Source organism: Streptomyces sp. CNP082, from assembly GCF_059570535.1.
On sequence record NZ_JCANSZ010000003.1, the window covers coordinates 289,678 to 304,964 of the forward strand.

Annotated in this window: 13 protein-coding genes; 8 read left to right on the forward strand and 5 right to left on the reverse strand. The window is 73.9% G+C overall.

The annotated features are described in order from the left end of the window. Positions 1-47 precede the first annotated feature (47 nt). Together B124_RS04180 and B124_RS04185 are read right to left on the reverse strand one after the other, a co-directional pair. Positions 48-923: an SAM-dependent methyltransferase gene (locus B124_RS04180; protein WP_496501241.1), complete on the reverse strand. Its 876-nt coding sequence runs from the start codon at positions 921-923 to the stop codon at positions 48-50. 49 nt (positions 924-972) lie between these two features. Next, positions 973-1,857 carry an SAM-dependent methyltransferase gene (locus B124_RS04185; RefSeq protein WP_496501242.1) on the reverse strand — a complete coding sequence of 295 codons (885 nt, stop codon included), beginning with the start codon at positions 1,855-1,857 and terminating at the stop codon, positions 973-975. 244 nt (positions 1,858-2,101) lie between these two features. On the opposite strand from B124_RS04185, the gene B124_RS04190 reads away from it, so the two are divergent. The 3 genes from B124_RS04190 to B124_RS04200 all read left to right on the forward strand — a co-directional run bounded on the left by B124_RS04190 (position 2,102) and on the right by B124_RS04200 (position 6,881). After that, positions 2,102-3,997 carry a sugar-binding protein gene (locus B124_RS04190; RefSeq protein WP_496501243.1) on the forward strand — a complete coding sequence of 632 codons (1,896 nt, stop codon included), beginning with the start codon at positions 2,102-2,104 and terminating at the stop codon, positions 3,995-3,997. A 216-nt stretch (positions 3,998-4,213) separates the two neighbouring features. Next, entirely contained in the window at positions 4,214-5,539 is a 1,326-nt protein-coding gene (locus tag B124_RS04195) for a DUF2252 domain-containing protein (protein WP_496501244.1), read from the forward strand. 172 nt (positions 5,540-5,711) lie between these two features. After that, the gene (locus B124_RS04200) at positions 5,712-6,881 is read left to right on the forward strand and encodes a chitinase (RefSeq protein WP_496501245.1); all 1,170 of its coding nucleotides are present in this window, start codon (positions 5,712-5,714) and stop codon (positions 6,879-6,881) included. Between the two features lie 180 nt (positions 6,882-7,061). On the opposite strand, the gene B124_RS04205 is transcribed toward B124_RS04200, so the two are convergent. Beyond that, positions 7,062-7,709: a snapalysin family zinc-dependent metalloprotease gene (locus B124_RS04205; RefSeq protein WP_496501246.1), complete on the reverse strand. Its 648-nt coding sequence runs from the start codon at positions 7,707-7,709 to the stop codon at positions 7,062-7,064. Between the two features lie 191 nt (positions 7,710-7,900). On the opposite strand from B124_RS04205, the gene B124_RS04210 reads away from it, so the two are divergent. From B124_RS04210 to B124_RS04225, 4 genes are all read left to right on the forward strand, one after another. Then, positions 7,901-8,848, forward strand: a complete 948-nt coding sequence (locus B124_RS04210) for a LysR family transcriptional regulator (RefSeq protein ID WP_496501289.1) — start codon at positions 7,901-7,903, stop codon at positions 8,846-8,848. Between the two features lie 225 nt (positions 8,849-9,073). Further along, positions 9,074-10,531 carry a hemolysin family protein gene (locus B124_RS04215; RefSeq protein WP_496501247.1) on the forward strand — a complete coding sequence of 486 codons (1,458 nt, stop codon included), beginning with the start codon at positions 9,074-9,076 and terminating at the stop codon, positions 10,529-10,531. Beyond that, positions 10,528-11,550 carry a hemolysin family protein gene (locus B124_RS04220; protein ID WP_496501248.1) on the forward strand — a complete coding sequence of 341 codons (1,023 nt, stop codon included), beginning with the start codon at positions 10,528-10,530 and terminating at the stop codon, positions 11,548-11,550. Before B124_RS04215 ends, B124_RS04220 begins: the two co-directional genes overlap by 4 nt. A gap of 123 nt (positions 11,551-11,673) precedes the next feature. Next, positions 11,674-12,813: a DUF3800 domain-containing protein gene (locus B124_RS04225; protein WP_496501249.1), complete on the forward strand. Its 1,140-nt coding sequence runs from the start codon at positions 11,674-11,676 to the stop codon at positions 12,811-12,813. A 64-nt stretch (positions 12,814-12,877) separates the two neighbouring features. On the opposite strand, the gene B124_RS04230 is transcribed toward B124_RS04225, so the two are convergent. Then, complete coding sequence (locus B124_RS04230) at positions 12,878-13,528, reverse strand: LysE family translocator (protein ID WP_496501250.1); 651 nt, start codon at positions 13,526-13,528, stop codon at positions 12,878-12,880. Between the two features lie 445 nt (positions 13,529-13,973). Between B124_RS04230 and B124_RS04235 the strand changes: the two genes are divergently transcribed. Further along, a complete protein-coding gene (locus B124_RS04235) occupies positions 13,974-14,708 on the forward strand; it encodes an ANTAR domain-containing protein (RefSeq protein ID WP_496501251.1) in 735 nt (244 codons plus the stop codon). Between the two features lie 31 nt (positions 14,709-14,739). On the opposite strand, the gene B124_RS04240 is transcribed toward B124_RS04235, so the two are convergent. Further along, complete coding sequence (locus B124_RS04240) at positions 14,740-15,252, reverse strand: hypothetical protein (RefSeq protein WP_496501252.1); 513 nt, start codon at positions 15,250-15,252, stop codon at positions 14,740-14,742. Positions 15,253-15,287: the final 35 nt, after the last annotated feature.

A 15,287-nucleotide genomic window follows, 5' to 3' on the forward strand; every position in this document is an offset into this window, starting at 1 on the left:
GAACCATAGCCAAGCGCCGACCGCCCCGGAACGCGGTCGGCGCGGCGTTACGGCTTCCTGGCGATGAGGCCGACCAACGACGCCTCGGCGTCGGTGTAGAGGAGCGTCGGCGGCTCGTCGGAGGTGTCCGGGGTCCAGCGGTTGACCGGCAGGACACCCGGCGGCAGCATTTCGAGGCCGAGGGCGTCGACCAGTTCCACGAGCTGCTGCGAGGTGCGGGCCTGTGCCGGGAGGCCCTGGCTGCGGTAGAGGCGGGCGGTGGCCTCGACCTGCTCGGGGGCGTACTCGTCGGTGATGTGGCTGAGGATGAGGTGGCTGCCGGAGGGCAGCGGGTCCAGCAGGGTGCCGACGATCCGCTTCGGGTCGTCCTCGTGCGTGATGAAGTGCATGATCGCCAGGAGGGTGAGCGCCACCGGCCGGCCGAAGTCGAGCACCGGCTCGGGGCCCGCCAGGCAGGGGTGGCCGAGGATGTCCTCGGGCCGGCGCAGATCGCCCTGGATGTAGTCGATACGCCCCTGGTCGGTGGAGTTCATCAGCGCGCGGGCGTGCGCGAGCACCACCGGGTCGTGGTCGGTGTACAGGATGTGCGCGCCGGGCTGTTCGCGCTGCACGATCTGGTGGACGTTCGGCGAGGTGGGGATGCCGGTGCCGACGTCGAGGAACTGGTCGATGCCCGCCCTGGCCAGTTGCTCGACGGCCATGTTCATGAAGAGCCGGTTGGCACGGGCGGCCTGGCGCACCGTCGGCCACACCTTCACGACCTGCTCGGCGGTCTCCCGGTCCGGCGCGTAGTGGTCCTTGCCGCCCAGGAAGTAGTCGTACATACGCGCCGTCTGCGGCTTCGTGAAGTCGATCTCCGGTGGCGTCCAGGACGTTCCGACCGCGGTGNTCAGCCAGGCCGTTCCGCCGTTCCCGGTGGTCACATGCACTCCGTTCTCGTGGTGGTCCGTGCCGCCCGGCGGTGGCCCGCCGTCACGGCTTCCTGGCGATGAGGCCCAGGCACGACGCCTCGGCGTCGGTGTAGCGGGGGGCCGGCTGATCGCCGGGGGTGCCGGGGGCGGGCGCGGACCAGCGGTTGACGGGCAGGATACCCGGCGGCAGCAGTTCAAGACCGAGGGCGTCGACCAGATCGGCGAGTTCGCGCTCGCCGCGGGCGTGCGCGGGCAGGCCCTGGCGGTGGTAGAGATCGGCGGCGGCCTGGACCTGCTCGGGGGCGAACTCGGCCGTGATGTGGCTGAGGACGAGGTGGCTGCCGGCGGGCAGCGCGTCCATGAGGGTGCCGACGATGCGCCGCGGGTCGTCCTCGGGGGTGATGAAGTGCATGATCGCCACCAGGTTGAGGGCCACCGGCCGGGTCAGGTCGAGGGCGGGGTCCGGGCCGGTCATGCAGGGGTGGCCGAGCACGGTCCCGGGGCTGCGCAGGTCGCCCTGTATGTAGTCGATGCGGCCCGCGGCGGTGGAGTTCATCAGCGCGCGGGCGTGCGCGAGCACCACGGGGTCGTGATCGGTGTAGAGGATGCGCGCCGCGGGCCGTACGGCCTGGGCGACCTCGTGGACGTTCGGCGAGGTGGGGATGCCGGTGCCGATGTCCAGGAACTGCTCGACGCCGGCGGCGGCCAGGCGCTCGACGGCCAGGTGCATGAAGTGCCGGTTGGCGCGGGCGAACTTGCCGACGCTGGGCCAGACCCCGACGACGCGCTCGGCGGTCTCCTGGTCCGGCGGGTAGTGGTCCTTGCCGCCCAGGTAGTAGTCGTACATACGGGCCGTCTGCGGCTTCGTGAAATCGATCTCGGGCGGGGTCCAGGACGTCCCGGCCACGGTGCTCAGCCAGGCCGCCCCGCCGTTCTCGGTGGTCACATGCACTCCGGATTACGCCGTCGGATGATCCGAACTCTGTCATACGAGGTGCGTGGCGTCTCGGATACCCCTTCCCCTGCGGGGAGTTGGGCACACCCCGGGCGGTGCCGGCGCGCACCGCCCCGCATCCAGTTGACAAGATGTCCTGACAAACCTCTTGCCCCGTCTTCCGCTTTGGCATAGAACGGACGATCGTGAGCCTCATCAAGCAGGGCTCACCTCGTACGTCAAGGGGAGGCCATCGGTGACGAACTCGGCGCAGGGGGACAGCCCGCAGGGCAGAGGAACAGAGCCCGTACGGGCACAGAAAGCGGACCGGTCGGGGCCGAGCCGGCGGGTCGTCTCGGCCGCGCTGGTGTCCGGCATCGTCGGTACGGCGCTCGGCGCGACCGCACCGTCCGCGTGGGCGGACGACTGGAGCGTGCCGCGCCCGCGCAAGGCGCCGCCCGGCGGGCGGGACCGCGCCCACAACGACGTGCTCTTCGTCGGCGCGCACCCGGACGACGAGTGCGGCAACCTCGCGACCTTCGGGCAGTGGCGGGAGCAGTACGGGCTGAGCACCGGCGTGCTCACCGTCACCCGCGGCGAGGGCGGCGGCAACGCGGTCGGCCCGGAGGAGGGTCCGCCGCTCGGCCAGATGCGGGAGGACGAGGAGCGCGCGGCGGTCGGCCTCGCCGGCATCACCAACATCTACTACCTGGACAAGCCCGACTTCTGGTACACGCTGTCCGGCCCGCTGACGGGCACGATCTGGGACCGGGACGACACGCTGGAGCGCGTCGTCCGGCTGATCCGCGCCACCACGCCCGACACGGTCATCACGATGGACCCGCGCCCCTTCAACCAGCACGGCGGCCACCAGATGTCCGCGCGGCTGGCGATCGAGGCGTTCTTCCTCGCCGGCGACCCGCGCGCGTTCCGCTCGCAGCTCACCCAGGAGGGCTACCGCCCGCACACCGCGCGCCTGCTGCTCGCGCAGAACTACACCTTCGGCAGCCTGCTCGGCCCGGACGCCCCGAAGCAGCGGCGTACGGACCGCGCCAGCGGCCTGCCCGTCTTCGGCGTCTTCACCGGCACGCAGAGCACGGAGCACGGCACGAGCTGGGCGCAGGTGGAGCGGGACGCCGCCCGCAAGTACGTCACGCAGGGCTGGGCCTCCCGCCCCCCGGAGGTGCCGACCGACCCCGAGCAGCTCGGGTCCGACTGGTACACGGTCCTGGCGGCGGACGGCAGGGCCGTGAAGTCGGCGGTGCGGTCCCAGGGCGAGCTGCGCCCGGTGTTCGCGGAGTTCCGCGACTGGACGCAGAGCGTCGGCCTGCCGTGGCTGGCCAACGACACGCAGCCGGCCTACCCCGAGCCGCCCGCCACGACGATCCCCGAGGTCGCCACCGCCCCGGTGCTCGACGGCGTGGAGCGCCCCGGCGAGTACCCGGGCCCCGAGCTGCCGCTGGTGCACTGGGAGGGCACCGCGGTCGGCCCAGAGGACGTGTCGGCGACGGCGAAGCTCTCGCGGCACGGGGACGACCTGTACGTGTTCGTCAAGGTCACCGACGAGCGCGCGGGCACGGCGCTGGAGGAGGGCGACGCCAAGCGCCACTGGCGTACGGACGCCGTCGAGATCACCCTCGACCCGCGCGGCACGGCCGACGACACCTCGACCACGTTCAAGACCGGCATCTTCCCGTACACCGCGAACGGCGGCGGTGCGGTGGCCGAGCGCGACGGTGACAACTGGCAGGGCCCGGCGGCCGTCACGGCGCCCGGGATGAAGGTGGTCTCGGTGGTCTCGGACCCGTACCAGGGCTACACGATCGAGGCGAAGATCGCCCTGGCCGACCTGCCGGCCGCGGCGGACCCGGAGAAGTTCGCGCTCAACGTGCTCGTGTACGACTCGGACACCGACGACAAGACGGGCCAGACCCGGCTGGCGTGGTCCCCGTTCGGCAGCGCCCAGGCCGACCCGTACGTCTGGGGCAACGCGACGCTGGAGGGCTACACCCCGCCGGCCGACCGGCCGACGGAGCCGGCGGAGCCGGTGATCCCGAAGGACGCGGCACGCAGCGAGGACTCGCCGGAATCGGTGGCGCAGTCGCAGCGTACGGGCGTCCCGCTGGCGGTCGGCCCGCGCCCGCGCCGCTGACCTCGCCGGCCGCCCGCCTCGGGGCCGGCCCGCCGAAGTCCCCGGCAGGCGCGCGCTGTTGACGCGCGCCTGCCGGGTGTACGCACCGCGCCCCGCTGCCCCGGCGGGGCGCGGTCCGTACGCCCCGGGACCACCCCGGGACCACCCCGGGACCACCCCGGGACCACCCCGGGACCACCCCGGGAACCCGGTGCCGCACCGGATATCGTGACCCGCATGGTCACGGACACCAGGGACGCCCGCGGCGAGGAGATACTCGCCGTCTTCGACTCCGCCTTCGGCGAGCTGCTCGCCGCCGATCCCGCCGCCTTCCGGCTGAAGTTCCGCAAGATGGCCGCCTCGGCGTTCGCCTTCTACCGCGGCACCGCCTGCCTCTATTACCACGATCTCCAGGCCGGCGAGCGGGACGACCCGTTCCTGACAGAACAGACCGGCCGGGTCTGGATCCACGGCGATCTGCACGCCGAGAACTTCGGCACCTACATGGACGCCAACGGCCGGCTCGTCTTCAACGTCAACGACTTCGACGAGGCGTTCGTCGGCCCGTTCACCTGGGATGTCAAGCGGCTCGCCGGTTCGCTCGCGCTCATCGGCTACACCAAGGCGCTCAGCGACGAGCAGATATCGGGCCTCGTCCGGGCCTACGCCGACGCCTACCGCGAGCGCGTCCGCGCGCTGGCCGCCGGCGCCAAGGACGACGAGGTGCCGCCTTTCACCCTCGACACCGCCACCGGCCCGCTGCTGGGCGCGCTGCGCGCCGCCCGCGCGCACACCCGGGTCGGGCTGCTGGAGTCGATGACGGAGGTACGGGACTACGAGCGCCGCTTCACCTCCGGCGGCGGCGCCATCGAGCTGGACGCGGCCACGCGCGCCCGGGTGCTCGACGCCTTCGACGGCTATCTTCAGACGCTGCCCCCCGGCGGCCGGGAGCGGCGGCCGGACGCGTACCGCGTGAAGGACGTCGTCGGCCGCCGGGGCATCGGCATCGGCAGCGCGGGCCTGCCGTCGTACAACATCCTTCTCGAAGGGCACAGCGACGCCCTGGAGAACGACATCGTCATCTACATGAAGCGCGGCCAGACCCCGGCCGTCGCGCGGCACGTCACCGACCCGGCGATACGCGCCTACTTCCGCCACGAGGGGCACCGCACGGTCATCTCGCAGCGCGCGCTGCAGGCCGCGTCCGACCCGTGGCTGGGCTGGACCGAGCTGGACGGGGCGGGGCAGTTGGTCGCGGAGGTCTCGCCGTACGCGGTGGACCTGGACTGGTCGGACATCGACGACCCGGAGCAGGCCAGGGCCGTCGTGGGCGACCTGGGGCGGGCCACGGCCACCATGCACGCGGCGGCGGACGTGGCGGAGAGCGGGCACTCGCTGGTGCCGTTCTCGACCGAGCGGGCGATCGACGAGGCGATCTCGGCGGACGCCGACGGGTTCACCGAGATGCTGGTGGACTTCGCACACGACTACGGGGCACGGGCGCGGGCGGACCACCAGATCTTCGTCGACCTCTTCCGCAACGGGCGGATCTCCGGCCTCTGACGGGACCCCCGGACCACCACGGAACACCCAACGGCACACGGCGCAGGCGCGTACGCGGACGGCGTACGCGCCCTGACGTGTACGCGTCCCCTTGACATCATTATTGGTCTGGACCAACCTGTCCCTCGCGCACCCCCGCAAGGCCCCAACACCCCAAGCCCCGGAGGCAGTTGTGGACCGTTTCCCGCGCTTCTCCAGACACCGCTCCCGCCCCGCCGCCCCCCTCGCGGCCCTGATCGCCGCGCTCGCCCTGCTCATCGGCGCCCTCTCCGGCACCGCCACCGGCGCCACCGACGACGACGGCGGCTCCGGCCCCGACGGCACCGCCCTGCCGCCGCACGCCCTCGTCGGCTACCTGCACACCAGCTTCGCCAACGGCTCCGGCTACACCCGGCTCGCGGACGTACCCGAGAGCTGGGACGTCATCAACCTCGCCTTCGGCGAGCCCACCTCCTCGACCTCCGGCGACATCCGCTTCCAGCTCTGCCCGCAGACCGAGTGCCCGAACGTGGAGCCGGTGGCGGAGTTCAAGGCGGCCATCGCCGCCAAGCGCGCCGCGGGCAAGAAGGTGCTGCTGTCCATCGGGGGCCAGAACGGGCAGGTCCAGCTGACCAGCACGGCCGCGCGCGACGCGTTCGTCCGGTCGGTCAGCGGCATCATCGACGAGTACGGGCTCGACGGCGTCGACATCGACTTCGAGGGCCACTCGCTCTCCCTCGACAGCGGCGACACCGACTTCCGCAACCCGACCACCCCGGTGATCGTCAACCTCATCTCGGCGCTGCAGACCCTCAAGGCCAGGTACGGCGAGGACTTCGTGCTGACGATGGCGCCGGAGACGTTCTTCGTGCAGATGGGCTACCAGTTCTACGGCACCGGGCAGTGGGGCGGCCAGGACCCGCGCTGCGGCGCGTACCTGCCGGTGATCTACGCGCTGCGCGACTCGCTGACGCTGCTGCACGTCCAGGACTACAACTCGGGCCCGATCATGGGCCTGGACAACCAGTACCACACCATGGGCGGCGCCGACTTCCACATCGCGATGACGGACATGCTGCTCACCGGCTTCCCGGTCGCGGGCAACTCCGAGCGGCTCTTCCCGGCGCTCCGCCCCGACCAGGTGGCCATCGGGATGCCGGCCAGCACCAACGCCGGCAACGGGCACGTACCGCCCAGCGAGGTGAACAAGACGCTGGACTGCCTGACGAAGGGCGGCGACTGCGGCTCGTACCGGACCCACGGCACCTGGCCCGGCATGCGCGGGCTGATGACCTGGTCGATCAACTGGGACCGGTACAGCAACTGGGAGTTCTCCAGGAACTTCGACGCCTACTGGCCGTAGACCTCGAATGGGCCGGCAGCATCGGCTGACCGCGCGCGCCGCGCCCGCCCCGCGAGGTGCGGGGCGGGCGCGGTCGGGCCGCCGGGCGCCAGGCCCGTGGGCGGCGGCCCGCCGGTCCCGTGTGGGGCCGGGACCGGGCTCGGCCGGCGGGTCCGGGCGGGGCCCGGAACCGGTGCCGGCTCAGCCGAAGTTCTGGTCCACGCGGGCGGCTTCGTTGTCGTTCGGGTAGGCGTTCCTGCAGGACGTGCCGGGGCCGCCGCCGGACATCAGCTCGCTGCACGGGCCGCTGTAGTGGTCCGGCAGGCCGAGGATGTGGCCAGTCTCGTGGGCGACGACGCGCAGCGAGTAGTACTGCTGGGTCTGCTGGAGGTCCAGGAAGACGTAGCCGTGGCCGCGGCCGTCCGTCACGGCGTGGCTGCCGCGCGGGTCGTTGCCCTGGCGGTAACTGAAGTCACCGGTGCCGGAGGTCTCCGCGAGCGTGATGTTGCTGGTGGCGTCGTTCCAGATCTGGCTGCTCTGGGCTATGTCGCTCTGGTAGTTGGGGGCGCCGGCGTCGTTGTACGTGATCGTGACGGCCTGGAAGCCGGGCTCGGCCAGTTGCTTCTCGCGCGCCTTCTCCCGGATCATCTCGAAGAAGGCCCGGTTCTCGGCCTGCTGCTCCCGGTCCTGCCCGGTGTACGCCGCGGAGGCGGTGGCGGCCTGCGCGGTGGCGGCCCGCGCCGGCTGCCCGTCATGCTGGTCGGCCGCGGGTGCCGGGGAGGCGGCCAGGCCGGTCAGCGCCAGGCCGAGGCCCAGGGCGCCGGAGACCAGTCTTCCGGAGAGTTTCATGGGGGTTTCTCCTCACGAACGATTGGTCGGTCGGTCGTTCGGTGAGGAGTCTGCGGGCACAAGGGCGGCCCGGGGCAGATCTCATCCGGTGATAGCGGCGTACGATCCCGCCCCCGGCCGGGGCGGAACGGCGCATAGGTGTAGTGACCCTGACAAGAAAGTGTGGTTATGCTCCCCGCGTGGAGCTGGAGTTGAGGCACCTGCGCGCCCTGTGCGCGATCGCCGACACCGGAAGCGTGCACGGGGCGGCCAGGTGGCTCGGAGTCTCCCAGCCCGCCCTGACGGCCCAGTTGAACCGCATCGAACGGGCCGTGGGCGGCCAGTTGTTCGTGCGCGACCGCTCGGGCTGCCGCCCCACCCCGCTCGGCCGGTCCGTGACCGCACGGGCCCGGCCGCTGCTCGCCGAGATGTCCACGCTGGTCAGCGAGGCGCGTGAGGAGGCCCGCGCGCTGGAGAGCGGGCCGCGGCTGCGGCTCGGCAGCACCGCGAACCGCGCGGTGGCCGGCTGGCTGTGCCGGCTGCGCGGCCGGTTCCCGGACACGGACGTCTCCATCCGCGTCGACCCCTCGCCGAACTCGCTGCTGCGCATGGTCGCCGAGGGCCAGCTCGACGTCGCGTTCGTGCACGAGGTCACCGGCTGCCCGCTGCGCGTACCCGACGGCATCGGCCAGCGCACCCTGCTGTGGCGCGAGCCGCAGTTCGTCGCCCTGCCCGCGGCGCACCCCGCCGCGGAGCGCGAGGAGGTGACGCTCGCCGACCTGCGCGGGCACCCGTGGGTCGTCGACCCGCACGTGGACGGCGAGTGGCACGGCATCCGCCGGATGTTCGCCAGCGCCGGTCTTGAGCTGCGGGTCATCCAGGGCGACTACCTGACGGCCGCCGACCTGGTACGGGCCGGGGTCGCCGTCACCCCGTGCCAGCCCACCTCGACCCCCCGCCCCGGCATGGCGATCAGGCCGCTGCACGGCGACCCGCTGACCGTACGGCTGCTGCTGGCCGCCCGGGCGGCGTCGACCACCGACGGCGAGTTCCACGCCGTCTACACCGCGCTGGAGGACGCCTACCGCGAGGCGGCCAGGTCCACCGAGACGTACCTGGCCTGGCTGCACCGCAACGACAACCCGCTGCTGCTCACCTGACGGCGCCCGCCCGCGCACCCGGGCGCCGCGGCCCGTGCCTGGCCGCGGGCGCGGAAGCCGGTTTACTATCCCTTTACTCCGGTGTCGGAGACACTCGAATACGAGACACTCCCGGACACCCGTCCCACGATCATGAAGGAGCAGCGGTCCCGCGATGGGCGAACCTCCGAGTACCGGCCGTGCCACGGCCCGCCTGAACACGAGTGACGAGGCGGAGGTGGCACGGTGACCGAGATCCTTCTGCTCCTCGCCGCCCTCGCGCTCACCCTGGCCTGCGCGGTCTTCGTGGCGGCCGAATTCTCCCTGACCACCGTCGAGCGCGGCGACCTGGAGCGGGCCGCCGCCGCGGGTGAGCGGGGCGCCGAGGGCGCCCTTGCCGCCGTCCGCCGGCTCACTCTGCAGCTCTCCGGCGCCCAGCTCGGCATCACCGTGACCTCGCTGGTCATCGGCATGCTGGCCGAGCCCTCGCTGGCCACGCTGCTGCGCGGCCCGCTGGCGGCCCTCGGCCTGGGCGGCACGGCCGCGCCGGTGGCGACGCTGCTGGGCGTGGCGGTGTCCACGGTGGTCCTGATGGTGATCGGCGAGCTGGTGCCGAAGAACTGGGCGATCGCCCGGCCGCTGGCCGTGGCGAAGGCCGTGGCCGGGCCGCAGCGCGTCTTCACCACCGCCTTCGGCCCGTTCATCCGCCACCTGAACAGCACCGCGAACCGCGTCGTGCGCCGCGTCGGCCTGGAGCCCGCCGAGGAGCTGGCCTCGGCCCGTACGCCCGACGAGCTGGTCTCGCTGGCCCGGCACTCCGCCGAGGGCGGCGCGCTGGAGGCGGACTCCGCCGAGCTGTTCGTCCGCACCCTGCACCTGCACGAGCTGACCGCGGAGAACGTGATGACCCCCCGCGTCGACGTCAAGGCGCTGCAGGCCGGCGCCACCGCCGGCGACGCCGCGAACCTCGCCCACGCCACCGGCCTGTCCCGCTTCCCCGTCTACGCCCGCAGCCTGGACGAGGTCGTCGGCACGGTGCACATCCGCGACGTGCTCGCGCTGCCGCCCCGCACCCGGGCCGCGACCCTGGTCACCGAGCTGGCCACGGATCCGCTGCTGGTGCCCGAGACGCTGCCCGCCGACCGGCTGCTGGAGCAGTTGCGCGAGCGGCGCACGATGGCCGTGGTCATCGACGAGTACGGCGGCACCGCCGGCGTGGCCACGATGGAGGACATCGTGGAGGAGGTCGTCGGTGAGGTACGCGACGAGCACGACCCGGTCGAGCTGCCCGACCTGCAGCCGGCCGGCGTCGGCGCGGACGGGCGGCCCACCTGGGACGCGGACGGCAGCGTCCGCCTGGACCAGCTCGCCGAGCTGGGCCTCACGGCCCCGGAGGGCCCGTACGAGACGGTCGCGGGGCTGATCGCCACGCGGCTGGCCCGGATCCCGGCCGAGGCCGACGCGGTGCACCTCGCCGGCTGGCGCCTCGACGTCCTGGCCGTCGAGCACCACCGCGCCGACCGGGTCCGCATCACCGCTCCCGCCGGCGCCGCGGACGGCACCGCAGACGGGCCCGCCGCCGGCACCGACGCCGGCACCGACGCCGACGCAGGCACCGACGCAGGCACCGACGCCGGCGGCACGGAGCCGCACCAGGCCGCCGCGCCCGACCAGCGCCGGCCCGCCCAGGAGGTGCGCCGGTGACCGCCCTGCAACTGTGGCTCGGCGCCCTGACGCTGGTCACCAACGCCTTCTTCGTCGGCGCGGAGTTCGCGATGATCTCCGTACGCCGCAGCCAGATCGAGCCGCAGGCCCGCCGGGGGCACCGGCGCGCCCGCGCCACGCTCTACGGCCTGGAGCACCTCTCCGCGATGCTGGCCACCGCCCAGCTCGGCATCACCGTCTCCTCGCTGGTGCTGGGCGCGGTCGCGGAACCGGCCATCGCGCACCTGCTGGAGCCCGGCTTCGAGGCGGCGCACGTGCCGCACGCCGCCGTGCACCCGATCGCGTTCGTGATCGCGCTGGCGGTCGCGACGTACCTGCACATGCTCATCGGCGAGATGGTCCCGAAGAACATCGCGCTGGCCGCGCCCGTGCCCACCGCGCTGCTGCTGGGCCCGCCGCTGGTCGCGCTGACCCGCGCGCTGCGCCCGGTGGTCTTCGGTGTCAACGCGTTCGCGAACGCGCTGCTGAAGCTGCTGCGGGTGGAGCCGAAGGACGAGGTGGCCGCGGTCTTCACCGACGACCAGCTCGTCCGGATGGTCACCGACGCCAGCCAGGCCGGGCTCCTCCAGCCGGCCGACGGCGAGCGGCTGCGGGACGCGCTGGAGCTGGGCACCCGGCCGGTCGGCGAGATCCTGGTGCCCGCGGGCACCATGACCACCGTCGAGGACACCGTCACCCCGGCGCGGCTGGAGCAACTGGCCGCCGAGGCGGGCTTCTCCCGCTTCCCGGTCACCGACGCGGCCGGGGCGCTGCTGGGCTACCTGCACATCAAGGACACCCTCGGGGTCACGGAGCGGGACGCGCCGTTCCCGCGTACGGCGCTGCACCCGATGACCCGGGTGGCCATCGACTCCCCGCTGGACGACACGCTCACCGCGCTGCGCGCCGCCGGCAGCCACCTGGCCGCCGTCACCGGCGACCAGGGGCGGGTACTGGGCTTCGTCACGATGGAGGACGTCCTGTCGGAGCTGGTGGGCCCCGCACCGGCCGCGGCGTGAGCTCCCGCCCGCCGGCCCCCGGTGCGGGGAGGGGCCGGCGGGCGGCGGCGCGCGCGAAAACCCCTCGTATGCGGGGGCAGGCCGCGGTACGGTCGCGCTCTCGGCAACGGCGGGAGGCTGCTCATGCACCATGTGCCCTCCGGCCCGCCCGCGGGCGACGGCGGTGGCGTACCCCCGGCGGGCGGGCCCCCGGCTGACGGGCCCCTGGCTGACGGGCCCCTGGCTGACGGGCCCGCGGCGGGCGCGGAGCTGTTCTGCGACGAGTCCGGCTACGAGGGCGAGAACCTCCTCGGCGGCGTCACCGACGTCTTCGCCCACGCCGGCGTGACGGTCCCGGCCGCGGACGCGGCCGACTGCATCCGCGCGCTGCGCGACCGCATCCGCTCCCCCGCGACCATGTACAAGGCCAACCACCTGCAGCGCGAGAAGCACCGCGGCACGATGCTGTGGTTCCTCGGCTCCGACGGGCCCCTCCCCGGCCGCGCCCGCGTGCACCTGACCGAGAAGGCGTTCTTCACCGTCGCCCGCGTCGTGGACCTGCTGGTGGCCGGGACCGACCCGGCGAACGCCGCGTCGATGCTGCGGTACGCCACGGGGGCCGCACGCGGCCCGGCCCTCGCGCTGTACCGCGAGGGCCCGCGGGTCTACGGCCGCGAGCGCTGGCAGGCGTTCCTCGCCTCGTTCAACGAGCTGATGTGGATCAACACCCGCCGCGGCGCGGAGACCTCCGCCGACGGCTTCTTCTCCCTGGCCGACGAGCTCCACCGCGCGGGGGCGCCGGGCGAGGCGGGCCGCGTGCTGGAGCTCGTACGGCGGGCGCGCCCGCGGGCCGAAGCGCTGCGCGCCGCGCTGCTGGAGGACCCGCGGACGGTGCCGGCGCTGGACTCGCTGCTGCCGGCGCTGGCCGCGGCGGTCGCGTACTGGGGGCGGGACGGGGCGGCGGTGACCGTCGTGCACGACCGGCAGACGGCGCTGACCGAGGAGCGGGTGGGGCGGCTGTACGAGGTGTGCCGCCCGCCCCGCGCGCACCTGCGCGAGCTGCGCTTCACCGACGCGGAGAGCGATCCGCGGGTGCAGCTCGCCGACTTCCTCGCCGGGATCGCACGCAAGCGGGCCTCCGACGCGCTGGCCGGTCTCGCCGACCCAGAACTCGACGAGCTGCTGCGCCCGTACGTCGCCGGGGACTCGGCGTGGGGCGACGAGCGGAGCTGGGCGCTGCTGGCCCCCGGGCCCGCACGGCGGGCGGGGCTGGCCCCGGCGTGACCCCGGGCGCCGCCGCGGCGGCGCCCGGGTACGGCACGTGGATCCGGCCCGCGCGGGTCCGCGCTCAGCGCGGTGTGGCCGCCAGCCGTACGGCCAGGCCCGCGAAGACCGTGCCGCTGAAGATGTTGAGCCCCCGCGCCAGCCGGCGGCTGCGGCGCAGCGCCCGCGCCAGCCGGCCGGAGAGCAGACCGACCGAGCCGTCCACGCAGAAGCCGACGACGACGCCGGTGATGCCGAGGAGAAGCAGTTGCAGCGGCAGATGGCCGCGGCCGGGGTCCACGAACTGCGGCAGGAACGCGATGTTGAACATGATCACCTTGGGGTTCAGCAGGTTGGTGACCATTCCCTGCCAGAACGCGCGGCGTGCTCGCGGCCCGGCGCGCCTGCCGTCCGCGCCGGCCGCCGCGTCGTCCTCGTCGCCGGGCACCGAGCGGTCCCGGAAGGCGCGGACCGCGAGGTAGAGGAGGTAGGCGGCGCCGAGCCAGCGGAGCACGTGGTAGAGCACCGGCAGCGCGCCGAAGAGCGCGGAGAGCCCGAGGGCGGCGGCGCAGGCGTGCACGAGCATGCCGCAGGCCACGCCCGCCGCGGCCATGACGCCCATGCCGGAGCCGCCGCGCCCGCCCATGGCCACGATGAACATCATGTCGGGACCCGGGGTGACGGCGAGCACGAAGATCGCCGCGGCGAAGGCGGCAAGGAGAGACATGTCGACCATGGCGCCGATACTCGCACCGCGCCGCCCCGCCGGGCGACTGGAATTCCGGGTGCGGAACGTGAGGGCCCGCATCCGCCGGGCCGTCGCCCGGCCCTCGTACGCTGCCGATCCGCGGCGGTATGGCGGCGGCATATGCCATCCCCGGTCCCGTACGACCAGGGAACGCTCGCTGAACGCCCGCCTCCGCGGGGCAGCTTCGCCCCCCGTGCGGCGGCCGTCTAATGTGGTCTGCCACGACCACCCCGGACCCCGGTGGGCCGTCGCCGGAGCACGAGCGAACCGCCCATCGCTGGGAGCAGTCCCGCCGCGCTCCCACACTCGGCCGGGAACACTCCCGGATCCAGCCCCCGTACCCGGATCGGGCAGCGGGTCGCGCGTGACCTCCGGCGACACGTCCGGCCGCACATCCGGCCGGCAGACAGCCGTGAAACGAGGTGACGACCCCATGCCCGAGGAGTCGCGAGAGGACGGTCTGGCCGCCGCGTTCGTGGACCTGGCCGACACCCTCGTCAGCGATTTCGACGTCGAGCAGCACGCGCGCAGGCTGGCGCTGCACTGCGCCGAGCTGGTCGACGTCAGCGCCGCGGGCGTCGTCCTCGCCGCCGACGGCGGTGCCGCGCTCACGGCCTCGGCCTCCGACGAGCGCGCGCACGCCCTGGTGTCGGCGGCGGTGGAGTGGGGTGAGGGCCCCGCCGTCGACTGCTACCGCACGGCGAGACCCGTGCCGGCCACCCCGCTCGCGCACGCGCGGGCGCACGCCGGCTGGCCCCGCTTCGCCGGCCGGGCGCTGGAGCTGGGGTTCGCCCTCGTCGCCGCCACCCCGATGCGGGCGCGGGACAGAACGGTCGGCGCGCTCGCCCTCTTCCACGACCGGCCCGGCACCCTGCCCGATACGCAACTGCGGCTGGGCCAGGCCCTCGCCGACGTCGCCGCGATCGGCATCCTGCAGCGGCGCGCGCTCGCCGAACAGACGGCGGTCGCGGCGCAGTTACAGAACGCCCTCAACTCCCGCATCGTGATCGAGCAGGCCAAGGGCGCTCTCGCCCAGCGCCGGGGCATCGCCGTGGACGAGGCGTTCCACCTGCTGCGCGGGCACGCCCGCAACACCCGCCGGCCGCTGACCGACGTGGCCCGTGAAGTGGTCGAGGAGGGGCTCGACCCGGGGGCGCAGGACGCCTGAATCCGGCGTTGCCGCCCCAGGCGGGTGGCGGTCAGGCGGCCGGCGCGCCGGGGGCCGGTGAGGACAGCGCGAACGTCGGCGGCACGCTGGGCAGTTCCATCGCGGCGTCCAGGAACCGGTCCTCGCGCGCCGGGAGGAACTGGAGCGTACTCGCGTGGGCCGGGCCGTCCGCCGTCATCGCCCACATGCACAGCATCGCCGCCGGCCGCCCCGCGGCGTCCGGCGCCGCCTCCAGGGTGGCGTAGCGCACCGGCGCCCCAGGCGGCGCCGTCACCAGCACGAAGTGCGCCTCGGGCGGCGCCGCCGCGGGCGGCAGCGTGACGAGGACGGAGTCGTGCCGGACGAGCCGGCCCGCGGGCCCGTCGTCCGACTGCTCCGCGGCGGTCAGCCCCGCCCCGGCCTGCCGCCACAGCGCCCGCAGCTCGGCGTCGAGCGAGCCGTCGAGCGCGGCGGCGAGCAGGCGCCCGGGTGCGGCCAGGGCGAGGTCGCGGAGCACGGCGTGAGCGAAGGCGCAGTGCTGTCGGCGGGCATCCGTAGCATTCATACACCCGTTCTATACGAGGCCACTGACAACGCCCC

Excerpts from the sequence above, each read along its gene's own strand:
- B124_RS04195 (WP_496501244.1), top strand. The coding sequence starts at position 4,214 with ATGGTCACGGACACCAGGGACGCCCGCGGCGAGGAGATACTCGCCGTC.
- B124_RS04205 (WP_496501246.1), bottom strand. The coding sequence starts at position 7,709 with ATGAAACTCTCCGGAAGACTGGTCTCCGGCGCCCTGGGCCTCGGCCTG.
- B124_RS04225 (WP_496501249.1), top strand. The coding sequence starts at position 11,674 with ATGCACCATGTGCCCTCCGGCCCGCCCGCGGGCGACGGCGGTGGCGTA.
- B124_RS04230 (WP_496501250.1), bottom strand. The coding sequence starts at position 13,528 with ATGGTCGACATGTCTCTCCTTGCCGCCTTCGCCGCGGCGATCTTCGTG.
- B124_RS04235 (WP_496501251.1), top strand. The coding sequence starts at position 13,974 with ATGCCCGAGGAGTCGCGAGAGGACGGTCTGGCCGCCGCGTTCGTGGAC.
- B124_RS04240 (WP_496501252.1), bottom strand. The coding sequence starts at position 15,252 with ATGAATGCTACGGATGCCCGCCGACAGCACTGCGCCTTCGCTCACGCC.